Here is a 13365-nt window from a genome sequence, read left to right on the forward strand (position 1 = left end):
ATGACCAGCTGCCGGCCGAGGCGGCCGTGCGAAATGACGGCCACGGCCGAAGGACACGCGCCGGGGTTGCCAAAGCACCCCGGCGCAGCGGATCACTGCTGTAGTTCCTGTTCGCCGAACATGTCGGAGAAGAGCATCGAAGACAGATAGCGCTCACCGGAGTCAGGCAGAATCACCACAATGTTCTTGCCTTGCATTTCCGGCTTCTCCGCCAGTCGGACCGCCGCAGCCATTGCTGCACCACAGGAGATGCCGCAGAGGATTCCCTCCTCCCGCATCAGGCGCAGAGCCATTGCTTTTGACTCATCGTCATCCACACGCTCGACCTGATCGACAATGGACAAGTCCAAATTTTTCGGCACGAAGCCAGCACCAATGCCCTGAATCTTGTGCGGGCTCGGTTTGACTTCATCCCCAGCCATCGTTTGCGTGATAACGGGAGAGCTGTGCGGCTCCACCGCAACGCTGAGAATCTGCTTGCCTTTAGTGTTCTTGATGTAGCGTGACACGCCGGTAATGGTGCCGCCGGTGCCAACTCCTGCAACCAGCACATCAATGCTGCCTTCGGTGTCATTCCAGATTTCCGGACCGGTTGTTTTCTCGTGGATAGCCGGATTCGAAGGATTCTCGAACTGTTGCGGCATGAAGTACTTGTCCGGGTCCGTCGCGGCAATTTCTGCTGCCTTTTCAATTGCGCCCTTCATGCCTTTTGCCGGCTCGGTAAGTACCAGTTCCGCGCCAAGCGCCTTCAGCACCTTGCGGCGCTCAAGGCTCATTGAGGCCGGCATCGTCAACATCAGCTTGTAGCCGCGTGCCGCCGCGACGAATGCCAGGCCAATACCAGTGTTGCCGGAAGTGGGTTCGACCAGGGTCATGCCCGGCTTCAGGCGTCCGCTTTCCTCGGCATCCCAGATCATCGCCGCGCCGATGCGGCATTTGACCGAGTACGCCGGATTGCGACCTTCGATCTTGGCCATGATGGTGACGCCCTTAGGGCCCAGTCGATTGATCATTACCAATGGCGTATTGCCGATGGTTTGCGCGTTGTCAGCAAAGATGCGGCTCATGACAGTGTCCCTGCGATGTAAAAATCAGACTGATGAGCCTAAGCGCAGTCCCAGATCTCGTCCAGCCGAACTCACCAGGTGCCGCTGGGTCCACCCTTTTGGTACGTAACCATCCTTGAACTCAACCACCAGGCTCGTTATGAAAAAAAGCTACCGTTTGCCGCTCTGGATTCTGCTCGGCGTCGCATTGCTCCTGCTCGTAGCGCACCTGCTGCTTCCGCACCTCGTGCTGAACTACCTCAACGACAAAATGGCAGACATGGGCGATTACCGAGGCCAGGTGGAAGATGTAGACCTGGCCTGGTGGCGCGGGGCGTATAGCGTCGACGGTTTGCGTATCGAGAAAAAGCAGGAGCCAGTTCAAGCTCCGCTGTTTACTGCTGCCTCCATCGATATTGGCGTCAGCTGGCGAACGCTGTGGCGTGAACGTGCCCTCGTAGGCGAGGTGATTCTCCATGAGCCGCACCTCAATTTCGTTGACGATGACGAGCCAGAAAGCGACCAGACCGGCGGAGGTCTGGACTGGAGGGAGCGCGTGAACGAGCTGGTCCCCTTCACGCTGAATGAGGTCAGGGTGATTGACGGTCAGCTTTCATTCCGGAATTTCGATGCCGATCCGCAGGTGCATGTCTATGCGAACGCTATCAACGCCAGCCTCTACAACTTGACCAATTCAGCAAAAGAGGAACAGGGCCGGGTCGCGAGATTTGAGGGCGAGGCGAAGTTCTTCAACCAGGCGCCGATCGAAGCCACTGCGCACTTCGATCCATTTACCGACTGGGAGGATTTCGACGTGAGTCTGCGCATGACCGGCCTGGAGCTTACGAAGCTGAACGACTTCAGCAACGCGTACGGCAAGTTCGATTTCGAAGCCGGGACTGGCGATCTGGTGGTTGAGGTGCAGGCGCGCGATAGCCAGCTGGACGGTTACATCAAGCCGCTGCTGCGCAACGTGCAGGTGTTCGATATCGAGCAGGACATCAAGAATGAGGACAAGGGTTTCTTTCGCGGCATTTGGGAAGCCGTCGTCGGCGGGAGCGAGAACATCCTCAAGAATCAAAGCAAGGACCAGTTCGCTACTCGGGTCGAGCTTTCCGGCAGCACGAAAAACACCGAAGTCAGCCCCTTCCAGGCGTTCATTGCAATCCTACGCAACGGCTTTGTCGAAGCCTTCTCGGCTCGTTTTGAGCGCTCTCTGGCGGAGGATGAAGGGTGATGAAGACCAACAGTTCGGCCGACGCCCATTCAGTGACTGAATGATCCACTTACGTTCACACTCGTTCATCCTTCACTTATAGTCAGCCATCTAAACCAACACGAGTGCCTGCGTGCCAGGCCCGATCAAGGATACTCAGATGAAGTTCGAAGGCACCCAGTCCTATGTCGCCACTGACGATCTCAAGCTCGCAGTCAACGCTGCCATCACGCTAGAGCGTCCGCTACTGGTCAAGGGCGAACCTGGCACCGGCAAGACCATGCTGGCCGAGCAACTGGCCGATTCCTTTGGTGCACGCCTGATTACATGGCATATCAAGTCGACCACCAAAGCTCACCAGGGCTTGTATGAATACGACGCCGTGAGCCGACTGCGTGACTCGCAACTTGATTCCGATCGCGTTCACGATGTCCGCAACTACATCAAGAAAGGCAAATTGTGGGAGGCGTTCGAGTCCGAGGAGCGCGTGATCCTGCTGATCGATGAGATCGACAAGGCCGATATCGAGTTTCCTAACGATCTGTTGCAGGAACTCGACAAGATGGAGTTCTACGTCTACGAAACCAACGAGACGATCAAGGCAAAGCAGCGCCCGATCATCATCATTACGTCGAACAATGAGAAAGAACTGCCGGATGCGTTCCTGCGCCGCTGTTTTTTCCATTACATCGCCTTCCCCGATCGCGAGACGCTACAGAAGATCGTCGACGTCCATTATCCGAATATCAAGAAGGATCTAGTGGCAGAAGCCCTCGATGTGTTCTTTGATGTACGCAAGGTGCCTGGCCTGAAAAAGAAGCCGTCGACCAGCGAATTGGTCGATTGGCTGAAATTGCTGATGGCCGACAACATCGGCGAAGCCGTTCTGCGCGAGCGTGATCCGACCAAGGCCATTCCGCCACTGGCCGGGGCGCTGGTAAAAAACGAGCAGGACGTGCAATTGCTGGAGCGTCTGGCGTTCATGAGTCGTCGCGCCAACCGCTGATTGCGGCGGTTCAGCGGAACCGGCCGCCTCACGTCATTGGAGGAAGAGCCATGCAAACCCTTACCGGAAGTTGCCTGTGTGGCGTCGTGCGTTACCGCATCGATGCACCGATAAACGAGCTGACCCACTGCCATTGCAAGATGTGCCGAAAGGCCCACGGTGCGGCATTCGCCACCTACGCAGGTGTGCCACTCGAGGCGTTTCACATTCTCTCCGGCAAGGACCAGCTAGGCGTTTATCACTCGTCCGAACACGTGACTCGTACGTTCTGCATTCGCTGCGGCTCCAACCTGCAATTCGTCGATAACCGAGAGCATGAGCTCGGCGTCGCTGCCGGCACGCTCGACTCGCCGCTACCTGCCCCGCCACAGGCGCACATATTTGTGCGCTCCAAAGCGGACTGGTACGAGATCCGCGACGGTCTCCCGACTCACGACGAAGATCGCTGACCCATTCATGCAAGGTGCCGCTAGCGCGGCACGCTAGAGGTTCTGCCATGTTGCTTGGCTTGTTCAATGAAATGCGCGCTGCCAAGGTTCCAGTGTCAGTGCGCGAACTGCTCGATCTGGTCAATGCGCTGAAACACAATGTCGTGTTCGCCGACATGGACGAGTTCTATTACCTGTCCAGGGCAATCCTGGTGAAGGACGAACGACACTTCGACAAATTCGACCGTGCGTTCGGCGCCTACTTCAAAGGCCTTGAGAATCTCGATCAGCATATCGAGGCGTTGATTCCGGAGGAGTGGCTGCGCAAGGAATTTGAACGGTCGCTCAGTGACGAAGAGCGGGCGAAGATCGAATCGCTAGGCGGTTTGGACAAGTTGATCGAGGAATTCAAGAAGCGCCTGGACGAGCAGAAAGGCAAACACGCTGGCGGCAACAAGTGGATCGGCACCGGCGGCACCAGCCCATTCGGCTCAGGCGGCTACAACCCCGAGGGCATTCGCATCGGTGATGCCGGCAAACGCCAGGGCAAGGCAGTTAAGGTCTGGGACCAGCGCGAGTACAAGAATCTTGACGATCAGGTCGAGCTTGGGACGCGGAATATCAAAGTCGCGTTGCGTCGGCTGCGTAAGTTCGCACGCCAGGGCGCTCAGGACGAGCTTGATCTGGACGGCACCATTGACCACACCGCGAAAGATGGCGGCCTGCTCAATATTCAGATGCGACCCGAGCGACGTAATGCTGTAAAGCTGCTGATTCTGTTCGACATCGGTGGCTCGATGGACGCGCACGTGAAGGTCTGCGAAGAGTTGTTCTCGGCCTGCAAGACCGAATTCAAGCATCTAGAGTATTTCTACTTCCACAACTTCATTTATGAATCGGTGTGGAAAAACAATTTCCGTCGCACGTCCGAGCGTACCTCGACCCTGGATCTGCTGCATAAGTATGGCGCGGACTACAAGGTGGTATTCGTTGGCGACGCCGCTATGGCGCCCTACGAAATTACCCAGGCCGGCGGCAGCGTCGAGCACTGGAACGAAGAAGCTGGCTATGTCTGGATGCAGCGCTTCATGGAAAAGTACAAGAAACTTATCTGGATCAACCCCTACCCGAAGGACACCTGGGGCTACACCTCCTCCACCGGAATCGTCCGTGATCTCGTCGAAGACCGGATGTATCCGCTGACCTTGAGCGGCCTGGAGGAAGGCATGAAGTTTCTGTCGAAATAAGTACCCGGCCCTCGACAATGGGCGCTAGCAGGCAACAAATAGTGACAAGGCTGCTGTTAGCCGCTTGGCTAGGCTATTGCGGGGGCGGAAGCGGCTTAGCGATACGCCGCCGCTTTCGATAGCGCTGCGGGAACAGAGCTTGCTGCAGCAACACGAAAATGCTCTCGATAACCCAAGCCAGCAGCAACGCGCTACACAACCCCCAGGCAATGGCCTCGGGCGCCAGCAGCACCTGGAACTTGTAGCTGCTCCAAACTTGCGCTTTCAAGCTTTTATCGGCCCCTACCAACACGTGCCATGCCTGCGCGTACCAGGGGCCTTGCATGATTCGCCATTCGCGGTCCAGCAGCCGCGCACGTTCCACCAATGCAGAAACGCTACGAGCATCACTTTGGATCACCGGGTCTTCACTGGCGCGGTAATGGGCGACCAGCGCATTGAGATCACCGTTGAAGAATCGGCCGGCCGTTTCCTGAAACCCGGTCAGCCCTTGCTGGGCTTCCAGTCGCCGCGCTTCCACATTGTTGGCGTAGGCCTGAATGAACCCGGGAACCTGGATTCCGACCAGCAGCCCCAGGGCGAACAGCGTCAATCGCAGATAGCTTCTGAGCATCAGGCCACCTGCCCACGTGCAACGCACTCGCCCAGGCGCCATAACGTCCATTCGCCCGACTGGTGGATATCCCACTGCTCGTTATCGGTTAGCGGCTCGGTCGCCAAAACGGTCACCACATCGTTTGGCGTAGTTTCAGCAGTGAAATCGACAGTCAACTCTGCATCCTTCAATTGCGCCGGGCCGAAGGGAGCGCGACGTGTGATCTGAGCCAGCTTGGTCGAACAGAAGCTGAACAGCCATTCGCCATTGCTGAGCAGACAGTTGAATACCCCTTTGGCCCGATAAGTTGAACAGGCATCGAGCAGATGAGGCAGCAGATCCTCGGCGGCGACCCGCTCAGGGAAATCGCTGCGTATGCGATTGAGCAGATCGCAGAACGCGGCTTCACTGTCGGTATCGCCAACTGGCCGATAGAAACTGCGGGCCGGTTCGAAATCAGCCAACTGCCCATTGTGGGCGAAGCACCAGTGCTGGCCCCACAGTTCGCGCACGAAAGGATGGGTATTGACCAATGCGACCTTGCCGACATTGGCATGGCGAATATGGCCGATGACCACGTTGCTTTTGATCAGATAGTGCTGAACCATCTTTGCAACTTCCGACTCGCAGCTGGCCACCGGGTCCTGAAACAGCCGCAACCCTCGGCCTTCATAGAATGCGATGCCCCAGCCATCCTTGTGCGGCCCCGTACGGCCACCGCGCTGCATCAGCCCGGTAAAGCTGAAGTGAATGTCGGTAGGCACATTGGCACTCATGCCGAGCAGTTCACACATGGACTATCTCCCGGTGATCGTCGAAGGACGGCTTTGACCTCAGAGCCTGGGCTCGGTCCGCGTCTGGTAACGGCTCGCGGGGCGATAATCATCATCCTCGTCTTCTTCGAGCCGTTCGCGCAGGGTGCGCGGATCCTCATCATCGGACGAGTCGCTGCGGCCCTGCGGCCTGCGACGCTCGACGAGGAATCGCAAACCGACAAACAGTGCATACAAAGCGAAAGCGATCAAGCCGTATAGCGCGAGATCGGCGACCGCCCGCCAGGCGTTGTTGCCCACTTTGAACAAGAGGTCCAGAGCCGTGATCGCGACCGCGGGGGCGAACAGCTCTTTTGCGGGGTCGACAATCGTCGGCGTCAACAGCAAGACCGCCATGATCAGCCGCAACGGCTCCCGTAGCCAACGCCACATGGGACGGGTGATGCGGAACCAGACCAGCAGACAGCCCAGCGCGGCGATACCGTACGCCGACCAGGCAAGCAGATATTCATTGGCAAACAGGAACATGGTGATCTCTAGACAGGTTGGCAGACACGCCGGCATAGGTGTTGCGCATGATAACAGCCGGAAACCTTTGCACGGCTATTCAGCTGATGTAATGCACACTGGCCATTGTTCATCCAACGCCGTATAAACGCTGAAAAAAAACGCTGCACCCCTATTGCGTGCTGAGAAGCCATACTTGTCGTAACCGACACATCAGGAGATTCACCATGACCTATCAGCATATTCTGGTCGCTACCGACCTGAACGATGAATGCCATCCGGTCGTAGCACGCGCTCAGGCGTTGGCGACCGCCAGCGGTGCGAAGCTTGCGTTGGTCCACGTCATCGAGCCGATGGCCATGGCCTTCGGCGGTGACGTGCCGATGGATCTTTCGATGCTCCAGCAACAGCAGTTCGACCAGGCCCGAGACCGCTTGGCGGTGTTTGCCGACCGTTACCCGGGTTTGACCGCCGAGCAGCGTCACATCGCCTACGGGCAGCCCCGCCAGGAAGTGCACCGCCTTGCCAAGGAGCAAGGCTGCGATCTGGTGGTGGTTGGCAGCCACGGCCGTCATGGTTTGGCCCTGCTACTCGGCTCTACCGCCAACGACATTCTCCACGGAGCGCCCTGCGACGTACTTGCGGTCCGCTTGAAGAAGGCCGAATAACCCAAAGCAACACCGGCCTGTTCCATTGATGATCAGGCCGGGTCTGCACCCTCGCCCGCACTCATCACCATCGGCCTGATCTTTTTCAGTTGGGTTTCCAGCGAATAGGTAAGACTGGACGCCATGGAGAAAAAGGTTAGAAAGGCCTTCAGATTCGAGTCACCGTGGCAGGTGTCATGGATACGCTGCCAGAACGCTTGGTTCACCAGCTGCAGCTGCTGGAAGGAACGCACCAGCCCGCGCAGCTCCCAATCGGCATGCCGCCCCTCACGCAAGTTGAAATATTGCCTTGCCAGATAAAGCGAAACCGCACGCAGCACGAACTCCTGATTGCTGGCGAACGGCAGATGCTGGTGAGCCATTGGTTTCAAGGTACCGAGAATCGGGCAGGCGCTGGTGGCCATGATCACGCCCAATAATGCACGCAGCCCCTCGTCCAACCCGACCAGCTTGTTGTATTCGCGCTCAGGTGTGCGTACACGCACTTGCGCTTTTTTGAAGGCTGGCAATCCCTGAAAGTCTTCGACTACCTGATACAGATCCACGGCCGCCGGGCAGTGAGTGAAATTCTCACCGCTAAGTGGACAGTTATTGCATCGCTGATGATCGAGTCGTGTCCATTTGGGCGCCAACGCAGCGGCATCGGGATCGTACGTGCGGTCCAGCTCAATTCTGTAGCTGAACTCATGCTCGTCATCCAGGACGATGCGGTAATCAATTGCCATCTATGCCCCGTCCAGTGCTGACAGATGTCATGGTTAATGGTGCTCAGTAAAGTTGAGGTGCTCAGCACTGAAAGCGACGGTTGCAACCGAATCAGGTTGTCAACTTTCGAGTTCCGCCCAGCGCTCCAGCAAATCGTCGAGCTCTTTTTGCAACGTTTCCAGCCTGGCTATCGTTGCGCCAGTAAGCTCAGCTGGCTGCTGATAGAAATCGGGCTTGGCAATTTCAGCCTGTGTAGCAGCTATGCTCTTTTCAACGGCGTCTATCTTTCCGGGTAACGAGTCCAGCTCACGCTGCACCTTGTAGCTGAGCTTCTTCTTCGCTGGCGCAGGTTCGACTGCTGGCGTAGCGGTGGCTTGGGGTGTTTCGACCTTGGCTTCTTTTCCTTCCTTGCTATCGGCTACCCCCAGCAACCTGGGCGAACCTCCCTGACGAAGCCAGTCCTGATATCCGCCGACATACTCGCGCACAACGCCATTGCCCTCGAATACCAACGTGCTGGTCACGACGTTGTCGAGGAATGCCCGGTCGTGGCTGACCATCAGTACCGTTCCCTGGAAGTTGAGCAGCACTTCTTCAAGCAGCTCCAAGGTTTCTACGTCGAGATCGTTGGTCGGCTCGTCGAGAACCAGCAGGTTGGCCGGCTTGCTGAACAGCTTGGCGAGCAAGAGGCGTGCCCGCTCGCCACCTGAAAGAGCTTTGACAGGGGTCCGGGCACGCTGAGGGCTGAAGAGAAAATCACCCAGATAGCTCAGCACATGTCGGCTCTGCCCATCGATAGTAATGAAGTCGCGACCTTCGGCGACGTTATCGATGACGGTCTTTTCCAGTTCCAACTGGTGACGCAGCTGGTCGAAATACGCCACTTCCAGACGCGTGCCGGCCTCTACCTTGCCACTCGTGGGCTGCAGATCTCCAAGCAGAAGTTTAAGCAGCGTGGTCTTTCCGGTGCCGTTGGCACCGAGCAAGCCGATGCGATCTCCTCGCTGCAGCACCGTAGAAAAGTCGCGAATCAGCGGAGCACCACCCGGATGGGCAAAGCTCGCATGTTCGACGACGATGACCTGCTTGCCAGATTTTTCCGCTGCGTCGATCTGAATATTGGCCTTGCCCTGATGCTCGCGACGTTCACTACGCTCGGCGCGCAATGCCTTGAGCGCACGCACGCGGCCTTCGTTGCGGGTGCGTCGGGCCTTGATGCCCTGGCGGATCCAGACTTCCTCTTGCGCGAGCTTCTTGTCGAACAATGCATTGGCTGTCTCTTCGGCCGCCAGCTGCTGCTCCTTGTGAACCAGAAAGCTGGCGTAATCGCCGTTCCAATCGATCATGTGGCCGCGATCGAGCTCTAGAATGCGAGTAGCGAGGTTTTGTAGAAATGCCCGGTCGTGCGTGATGAAAAGTACGGCACCATTGAATCCGGTCAATGCCTCTTCAAGCCAGGCGATGGCACCGATATCCAGGTGGTTGGTTGGCTCGTCCAGCAGCAGCAGGTCCGGCTCGGAAACCAGTGCCTGGGCCAACAGCACCCGCCGGCGCCAGCCTCCGGATAGTTCAGCCAAAGTCTTGTCGGCTGGCAGCTGCAAGCGGCTCAGGGTACTGTCGACCAACTGCTGCAGGCGCCAACCGTCCTTTGCTTCGAGCTCCTGCTGCACATGCATCAGCTTGTCGAGGTCGGCGTCGTTCTGAATGTTCTGACTGAGGTGGTGATAGTCGGCAAGCAGCTGACCAACACCCGCCAACCCTTCAGCCACCACATCGAACACCGTGCGTTCGTCAGCGAGGGGTAGCTCTTGAGGTAGCTCGCCAATCTTCAGCCCTGGAGCGCGCCAGATTTCACCATCGTCTGGCAACTGGCTACCCTTGACGAGACTGAGCATGCTGGACTTTCCGGTCCCGTTACGGCCGATGATGCACACCCGCTCACCCCGCGCGATCTGCCAGGACACTCCATCGAGCAATGGATTGTTGCCATAGGCGAGGGACACATTGGTCAACTTGAGCAGGGTCATGACTACCTCCGGAAAACTGGGCGCGCAGTCTAGCAGAACGGGCCCCCATGACGGTTGCCGACCAGCGCCCTCCTGTCCAGTTGATACGTCTTAACGAGCGCTGGGCATTCACCTCTCTTCTAGATCAGGCGCTGGAGATAACGTTGGCCGAAATAGCCCTACGGCTCGTTCGTCGGAACCAATGAGTTTGTTTGTTTCAAGAGCTTAATCCGCGTTTAACTGGCCGACTCGCCGAGCTAAGCTAGCGGCCAGCAACTTCATGCCTCCCCCGTTTTCGGAAGTCTCATGCGCGGTCGACTCTCCAGTATCTGTTTCAGCCTTCTAATCGTTGTCGTCACCCTTGAGACTACTCAAGCCGCCAGCCTGCAGCAGCAACGTCAGCTTTATGACGAAGCCAAGCGTGCGTTGGACAAGGGCGATGCCGGCCCCTATCGCCGCAATGCCAGTGCGCTGCGCGATTATCCTCTGGAACCCTATCTGGCTTACGACGAGCTGACTGCTCGACTGAAGACCGCCAGCAACGCAGAAATCGAGAAGTTCCTGGCCGAGCACGGCGACCTGCCTCAGGCCAACTGGATGAAACTTCGCTGGTTGCGCTTGCTTGCCGCGCGAGGGGATTGGCAGCCCTTCCTGGCGCACTACGATCCGAAGATGAACTTCACCGAACTGGACTGCCTGTTCGGCCAATACCAACTGTCCAGTGGTCAGCTCAAAGAGGGTTACCAAACGGCGGAGCGCCTATGGCTGGTCGGTAAATCTCAGCACAATGCGTGCGATGCGCTGTTCGATCGTTGGGCTGCTGCAGGGCAGCTCACAGAATCGATGCGTTGGAAACGCACCAAACTGGCAGTCGAAGCGAACAATACCGGGCTCGCCAAGTTTCTGGTGAAAGGCTTGCCCACACTGAAAGCCGAGGGCGAGTTGCTGCTGGACGTGGCTGAAAAGCCGGAATTGCTGACCCAAATCGCTCGTTTTTCGCCGGCTACCGAAGCGATGGGGGACGTCGTCTCCATTGGCCTGCGCCGACTGGCCCGCAAAGACCCCGAGAAAGCGCTCGGCCTACTCGATGCTTACGCTAAACGGATGTCATTCTCTGCCGACGAAAAGGTGTCCATTGCTCGGCAAATCGGACTCACGCTTGCCAAGCGCTTTGACCAACGCGCACTGAAGGTCATGGCCGAATATGACCCCGAGCTGCGCGACGACACCGTCAGCGAATGGCGCGCCCGCCTTCTGTTGCGTCTGGGACGCTGGGATGAAGCATTTGAGCTGACGCAGCGATTCAAGGGTGAGCTCGGCGAAAGCAACCGTTGGCGCTACTGGAAAGCCCGTAGTCTGGAGTTAGCCAAACCCAAGGATGAACGGATTCCTCAACTCTATCGACCGGTGGCCGGCGAACGGGATTATTACGGCTTTCTCTCGGCGGATCGGATCAAGGCGCCTTACAAGCTCAATCATCAGCCACTTGCCCTTGATGCGAAGCTGGTACAGAAGGTGCGCAATACGGCAGGTATTCGCAGGGCCATGGAATTTCATGACCGCGGACAGATAGTCGATGGTCGTCGCGAGTGGTACCACGTCAGCCGGCTATTCAGCCGCGACGAGCTTGTCGCTCAGGCACGCTTGGCCTACGACATGGAATGGTATTTCCCAGCAATCCGCACCATCAGCCAGGCCAAGTATTGGGATGACCTGGATATCCGATTCCCCATGGCCCATCGCAACAGCCTGGTCAACGCCGCTAAGGCGCGCGAGATTCACCCCAGCTGGGCGTTTGCCATTACTCGCCAGGAAAGCGCTTTCATGGCCGATGCTCGCTCTCATGTCGGTGCCACCGGCCTCATGCAATTGATGCCGGCGACAGCCAAGGAGACCGCCAAACGCTATGGAATTCCGCTGGCCTCACAGCAGCAGGTACTCAACCCCAATACCAATATTCAGCTGGGCACCGCTTATCTGAGCCAGATTTATGGTCAATTCAAGGGAAATCGAGTCCTAGCCTCTGCTGCGTACAACGCAGGTCCGGGTCGAGTTCGGCAGTGGCTGAAGAACGCCGAGCATCTGCCCTTCGATGTCTGGGTGGAGAACATTCCATTCGATGAAACCCGGCAGTACGTTCAGAACGTCCTGACCTACTCGGTCATCTATGGCGAGAAACTCAACGCGCCGCAGCCGCTGGTGGAATGGCACGAACGCTATTTCGACGGGCAGCGTTAATCCTAGTAGCCGGCGGGTCGCCAACTTGGCGTATCCGCCGGGCTGTTTTGAGAAGGTCGTAAGTATGGATCAAGCCAGACCGCACTGGCTGGCTTGATCGCAACACCAAATTAGAGAGTTACTCGAGGACTTCGACAGGCATGTCCACGCGCAGCATGCCCGTCCCTTCGGCAATGAGATTCTGGCCGAAAAACACGCCTCCATCCCCCTTACGGTACTTCATGAGTGTAGCCAGCGGCTCACGAGCCGGGTTCCGCACGCCAGTAATCGGATCGATCGTCGGAATAATGCAGCGAGAGCAGGGCTTGACCACTCGAAACTCGATATCGCCGATGCGGATGCGTCGCCACGTATCTTCGGCATAAGGCGCAGAGCCGGCGACAACCAGATTTGGCCTGAATCGGCGCACATCAAGTATCTGGCCGACCCTGGCCGAAAGGTCGTCAAGGGATCGCTGACCAATCAAAAGATAAGGAAATCCGTCACTGAATGCAGTGCGCTCACCGGGCTGGGCGTAGTCCAGATCGACCTGTATTCCACGTGATGCGGGCAGATAGACCAACCGGCTGGAATGATCAAGCAAACGCGTCAACCATTGCGCCGCAGCATCGCCAGCATCCGGTACCTGCAAGCTTTCACGCCAGATCTGCACGCCGCGCGCAACATTGTGCGTATCCGGCACCGCGACCCTCAGGTCATCCATACCTGGGGCGCTCAGCAGCAGTGCTGCTTCGCCTTCCCAGCGAGCAGTCAGTAAAGCCATACCCGGCTGCGCCCGCTGCGTCAGAAACTTCCCGGAACTCGCATCAACCACCATCCAGCGTCGATCGCCGCTCAGGCCGAGCTCGTCGCATCGCCCCTCATCAAGCAATTCAGCGGAACCGGACTTGAGTGGGTAGCGATACAACGAGGATAGATGCATGGATGCCT

At 57.6% G+C, this 13365-nt stretch carries 13 protein-coding genes; 6 read left to right on the forward strand and 7 right to left on the reverse strand.

Annotated elements, in window-relative coordinates:
* Positions 1–92: 92 nt before the first annotated feature.
* Positions 93–1067, reverse strand: a complete 975-nt coding sequence (gene cysK, locus EA797_RS08605) for a cysteine synthase A (RefSeq protein WP_122164811.1) — start codon at positions 1065–1067, stop codon at positions 93–95.
* Between the two features lie 139 nt (positions 1068–1206).
* Here cysK and EA797_RS08610 point away from each other — a divergent pair, with 139 nt between their 5' ends.
* The 4 genes from EA797_RS08610 (at position 1207) to EA797_RS08625 (ending at position 4943) form a co-directional block, all read left to right on the forward strand.
* The gene (locus EA797_RS08610; protein ID WP_122164812.1) at positions 1207–2283 is read left to right on the forward strand and encodes an AsmA family protein; all 1077 of its coding nucleotides are present in this window, start codon (positions 1207–1209) and stop codon (positions 2281–2283) included.
* A 139-nt stretch (positions 2284–2422) separates the two neighbouring features.
* Positions 2423–3268 carry an AAA family ATPase gene (locus EA797_RS08615; protein ID WP_122164813.1) on the forward strand — a complete coding sequence of 282 codons (846 nt, stop codon included), beginning with the start codon at positions 2423–2425 and terminating at the stop codon, positions 3266–3268.
* 50 nt (positions 3269–3318) lie between these two features.
* The gene (locus tag EA797_RS08620; protein ID WP_122164814.1) at positions 3319–3717 is read left to right on the forward strand and encodes a GFA family protein; all 399 of its coding nucleotides are present in this window, start codon (positions 3319–3321) and stop codon (positions 3715–3717) included.
* Between the two features lie 47 nt (positions 3718–3764).
* The gene (locus EA797_RS08625; protein WP_122164815.1) at positions 3765–4943 is read left to right on the forward strand and encodes a vWA domain-containing protein; all 1179 of its coding nucleotides are present in this window, start codon (positions 3765–3767) and stop codon (positions 4941–4943) included.
* Between the two features lie 73 nt (positions 4944–5016).
* Here EA797_RS08625 and EA797_RS08630 read toward each other — a convergent pair whose 3' ends face one another.
* From EA797_RS08630 to EA797_RS08640, 3 genes are read right to left on the reverse strand one after another with little or no spacing between them, the layout of a single operon-like run.
* A complete protein-coding gene (locus EA797_RS08630) occupies positions 5017–5556 on the reverse strand; it encodes a DUF2937 family protein (protein ID WP_122164816.1) in 540 nt (179 codons plus the stop codon).
* The gene (locus EA797_RS08635; protein WP_122164817.1) at positions 5556–6332 is read right to left on the reverse strand and encodes a class II glutamine amidotransferase; all 777 of its coding nucleotides are present in this window, start codon (positions 6330–6332) and stop codon (positions 5556–5558) included. Before EA797_RS08635 ends, EA797_RS08630 begins: the two co-directional genes overlap by 1 nt.
* A gap of 39 nt (positions 6333–6371) precedes the next feature.
* Positions 6372–6839: an MFS transporter gene (locus EA797_RS08640; RefSeq protein WP_122164818.1), complete on the reverse strand. Its 468-nt coding sequence runs from the start codon at positions 6837–6839 to the stop codon at positions 6372–6374.
* Between the two features lie 206 nt (positions 6840–7045).
* Between EA797_RS08640 and EA797_RS08645 the strand changes: the two genes are divergently transcribed.
* Positions 7046–7486 carry a universal stress protein gene (locus tag EA797_RS08645; protein WP_122164819.1) on the forward strand — a complete coding sequence of 147 codons (441 nt, stop codon included), beginning with the start codon at positions 7046–7048 and terminating at the stop codon, positions 7484–7486.
* Between the two features lie 32 nt (positions 7487–7518).
* Here EA797_RS08645 and EA797_RS08650 read toward each other — a convergent pair whose 3' ends face one another.
* Positions 7519–8211, reverse strand: a complete 693-nt coding sequence (locus tag EA797_RS08650) for a DUF6901 family protein (RefSeq protein ID WP_122164820.1) — start codon at positions 8209–8211, stop codon at positions 7519–7521.
* Between the two features lie 99 nt (positions 8212–8310).
* Complete coding sequence (locus EA797_RS08655) at positions 8311–10218, reverse strand: ATP-binding cassette domain-containing protein (RefSeq protein WP_122164821.1); 1908 nt, start codon at positions 10216–10218, stop codon at positions 8311–8313.
* A 285-nt stretch (positions 10219–10503) separates the two neighbouring features.
* Here EA797_RS08655 and EA797_RS08660 point away from each other — a divergent pair, with 285 nt between their 5' ends.
* Positions 10504–12435: a transglycosylase SLT domain-containing protein gene (locus tag EA797_RS08660; RefSeq protein WP_122164822.1), complete on the forward strand. Its 1932-nt coding sequence runs from the start codon at positions 10504–10506 to the stop codon at positions 12433–12435.
* Between the two features lie 118 nt (positions 12436–12553).
* On the opposite strand, the gene EA797_RS08665 is transcribed toward EA797_RS08660, so the two are convergent.
* Positions 12554–13357 carry an MOSC domain-containing protein gene (locus EA797_RS08665; RefSeq protein ID WP_122164823.1) on the reverse strand — a complete coding sequence of 268 codons (804 nt, stop codon included), beginning with the start codon at positions 13355–13357 and terminating at the stop codon, positions 12554–12556.
* Positions 13358–13365 lie beyond the last annotated feature (8 nt).

The sequence above is a fragment of the Stutzerimonas zhaodongensis genome (assembly GCF_003696365.1).
Classification (GTDB): Bacteria; Pseudomonadota; Gammaproteobacteria; order Pseudomonadales; family Pseudomonadaceae; genus Stutzerimonas; species Stutzerimonas zhaodongensis.

What these genes read in the sequence shown, in the direction of transcription:
- cysK (WP_122164811.1), bottom strand. Translation starts at nt 1,067, where the DNA reads ATGAGCCGCATCTTTGCTGACAACGCGCAAACCATCGGCAATACGCCA.
- EA797_RS08610 (WP_122164812.1), top strand. Translation starts at nt 1,207, where the DNA reads ATGAAAAAAAGCTACCGTTTGCCGCTCTGGATTCTGCTCGGCGTCGCA.
- EA797_RS08615 (WP_122164813.1), top strand. Translation starts at nt 2,423, where the DNA reads ATGAAGTTCGAAGGCACCCAGTCCTATGTCGCCACTGACGATCTCAAG.
- EA797_RS08620 (WP_122164814.1), top strand. Translation starts at nt 3,319, where the DNA reads ATGCAAACCCTTACCGGAAGTTGCCTGTGTGGCGTCGTGCGTTACCGC.
- EA797_RS08625 (WP_122164815.1), top strand. Translation starts at nt 3,765, where the DNA reads ATGTTGCTTGGCTTGTTCAATGAAATGCGCGCTGCCAAGGTTCCAGTG.
- EA797_RS08630 (WP_122164816.1), bottom strand. Translation starts at nt 5,556, where the DNA reads ATGCTCAGAAGCTATCTGCGATTGACGCTGTTCGCCCTGGGGCTGCTG.
- EA797_RS08635 (WP_122164817.1), bottom strand. Translation starts at nt 6,332, where the DNA reads ATGTGTGAACTGCTCGGCATGAGTGCCAATGTGCCTACCGACATTCAC.
- EA797_RS08640 (WP_122164818.1), bottom strand. Translation starts at nt 6,839, where the DNA reads ATGTTCCTGTTTGCCAATGAATATCTGCTTGCCTGGTCGGCGTACGGT.
- EA797_RS08645 (WP_122164819.1), top strand. Translation starts at nt 7,046, where the DNA reads ATGACCTATCAGCATATTCTGGTCGCTACCGACCTGAACGATGAATGC.
- EA797_RS08650 (WP_122164820.1), bottom strand. Translation starts at nt 8,211, where the DNA reads ATGGCAATTGATTACCGCATCGTCCTGGATGACGAGCATGAGTTCAGC.
- EA797_RS08655 (WP_122164821.1), bottom strand. Translation starts at nt 10,218, where the DNA reads ATGACCCTGCTCAAGTTGACCAATGTGTCCCTCGCCTATGGCAACAAT.
- EA797_RS08660 (WP_122164822.1), top strand. Translation starts at nt 10,504, where the DNA reads ATGCGCGGTCGACTCTCCAGTATCTGTTTCAGCCTTCTAATCGTTGTC.
- EA797_RS08665 (WP_122164823.1), bottom strand. Translation starts at nt 13,357, where the DNA reads ATGCATCTATCCTCGTTGTATCGCTACCCACTCAAGTCCGGTTCCGCT.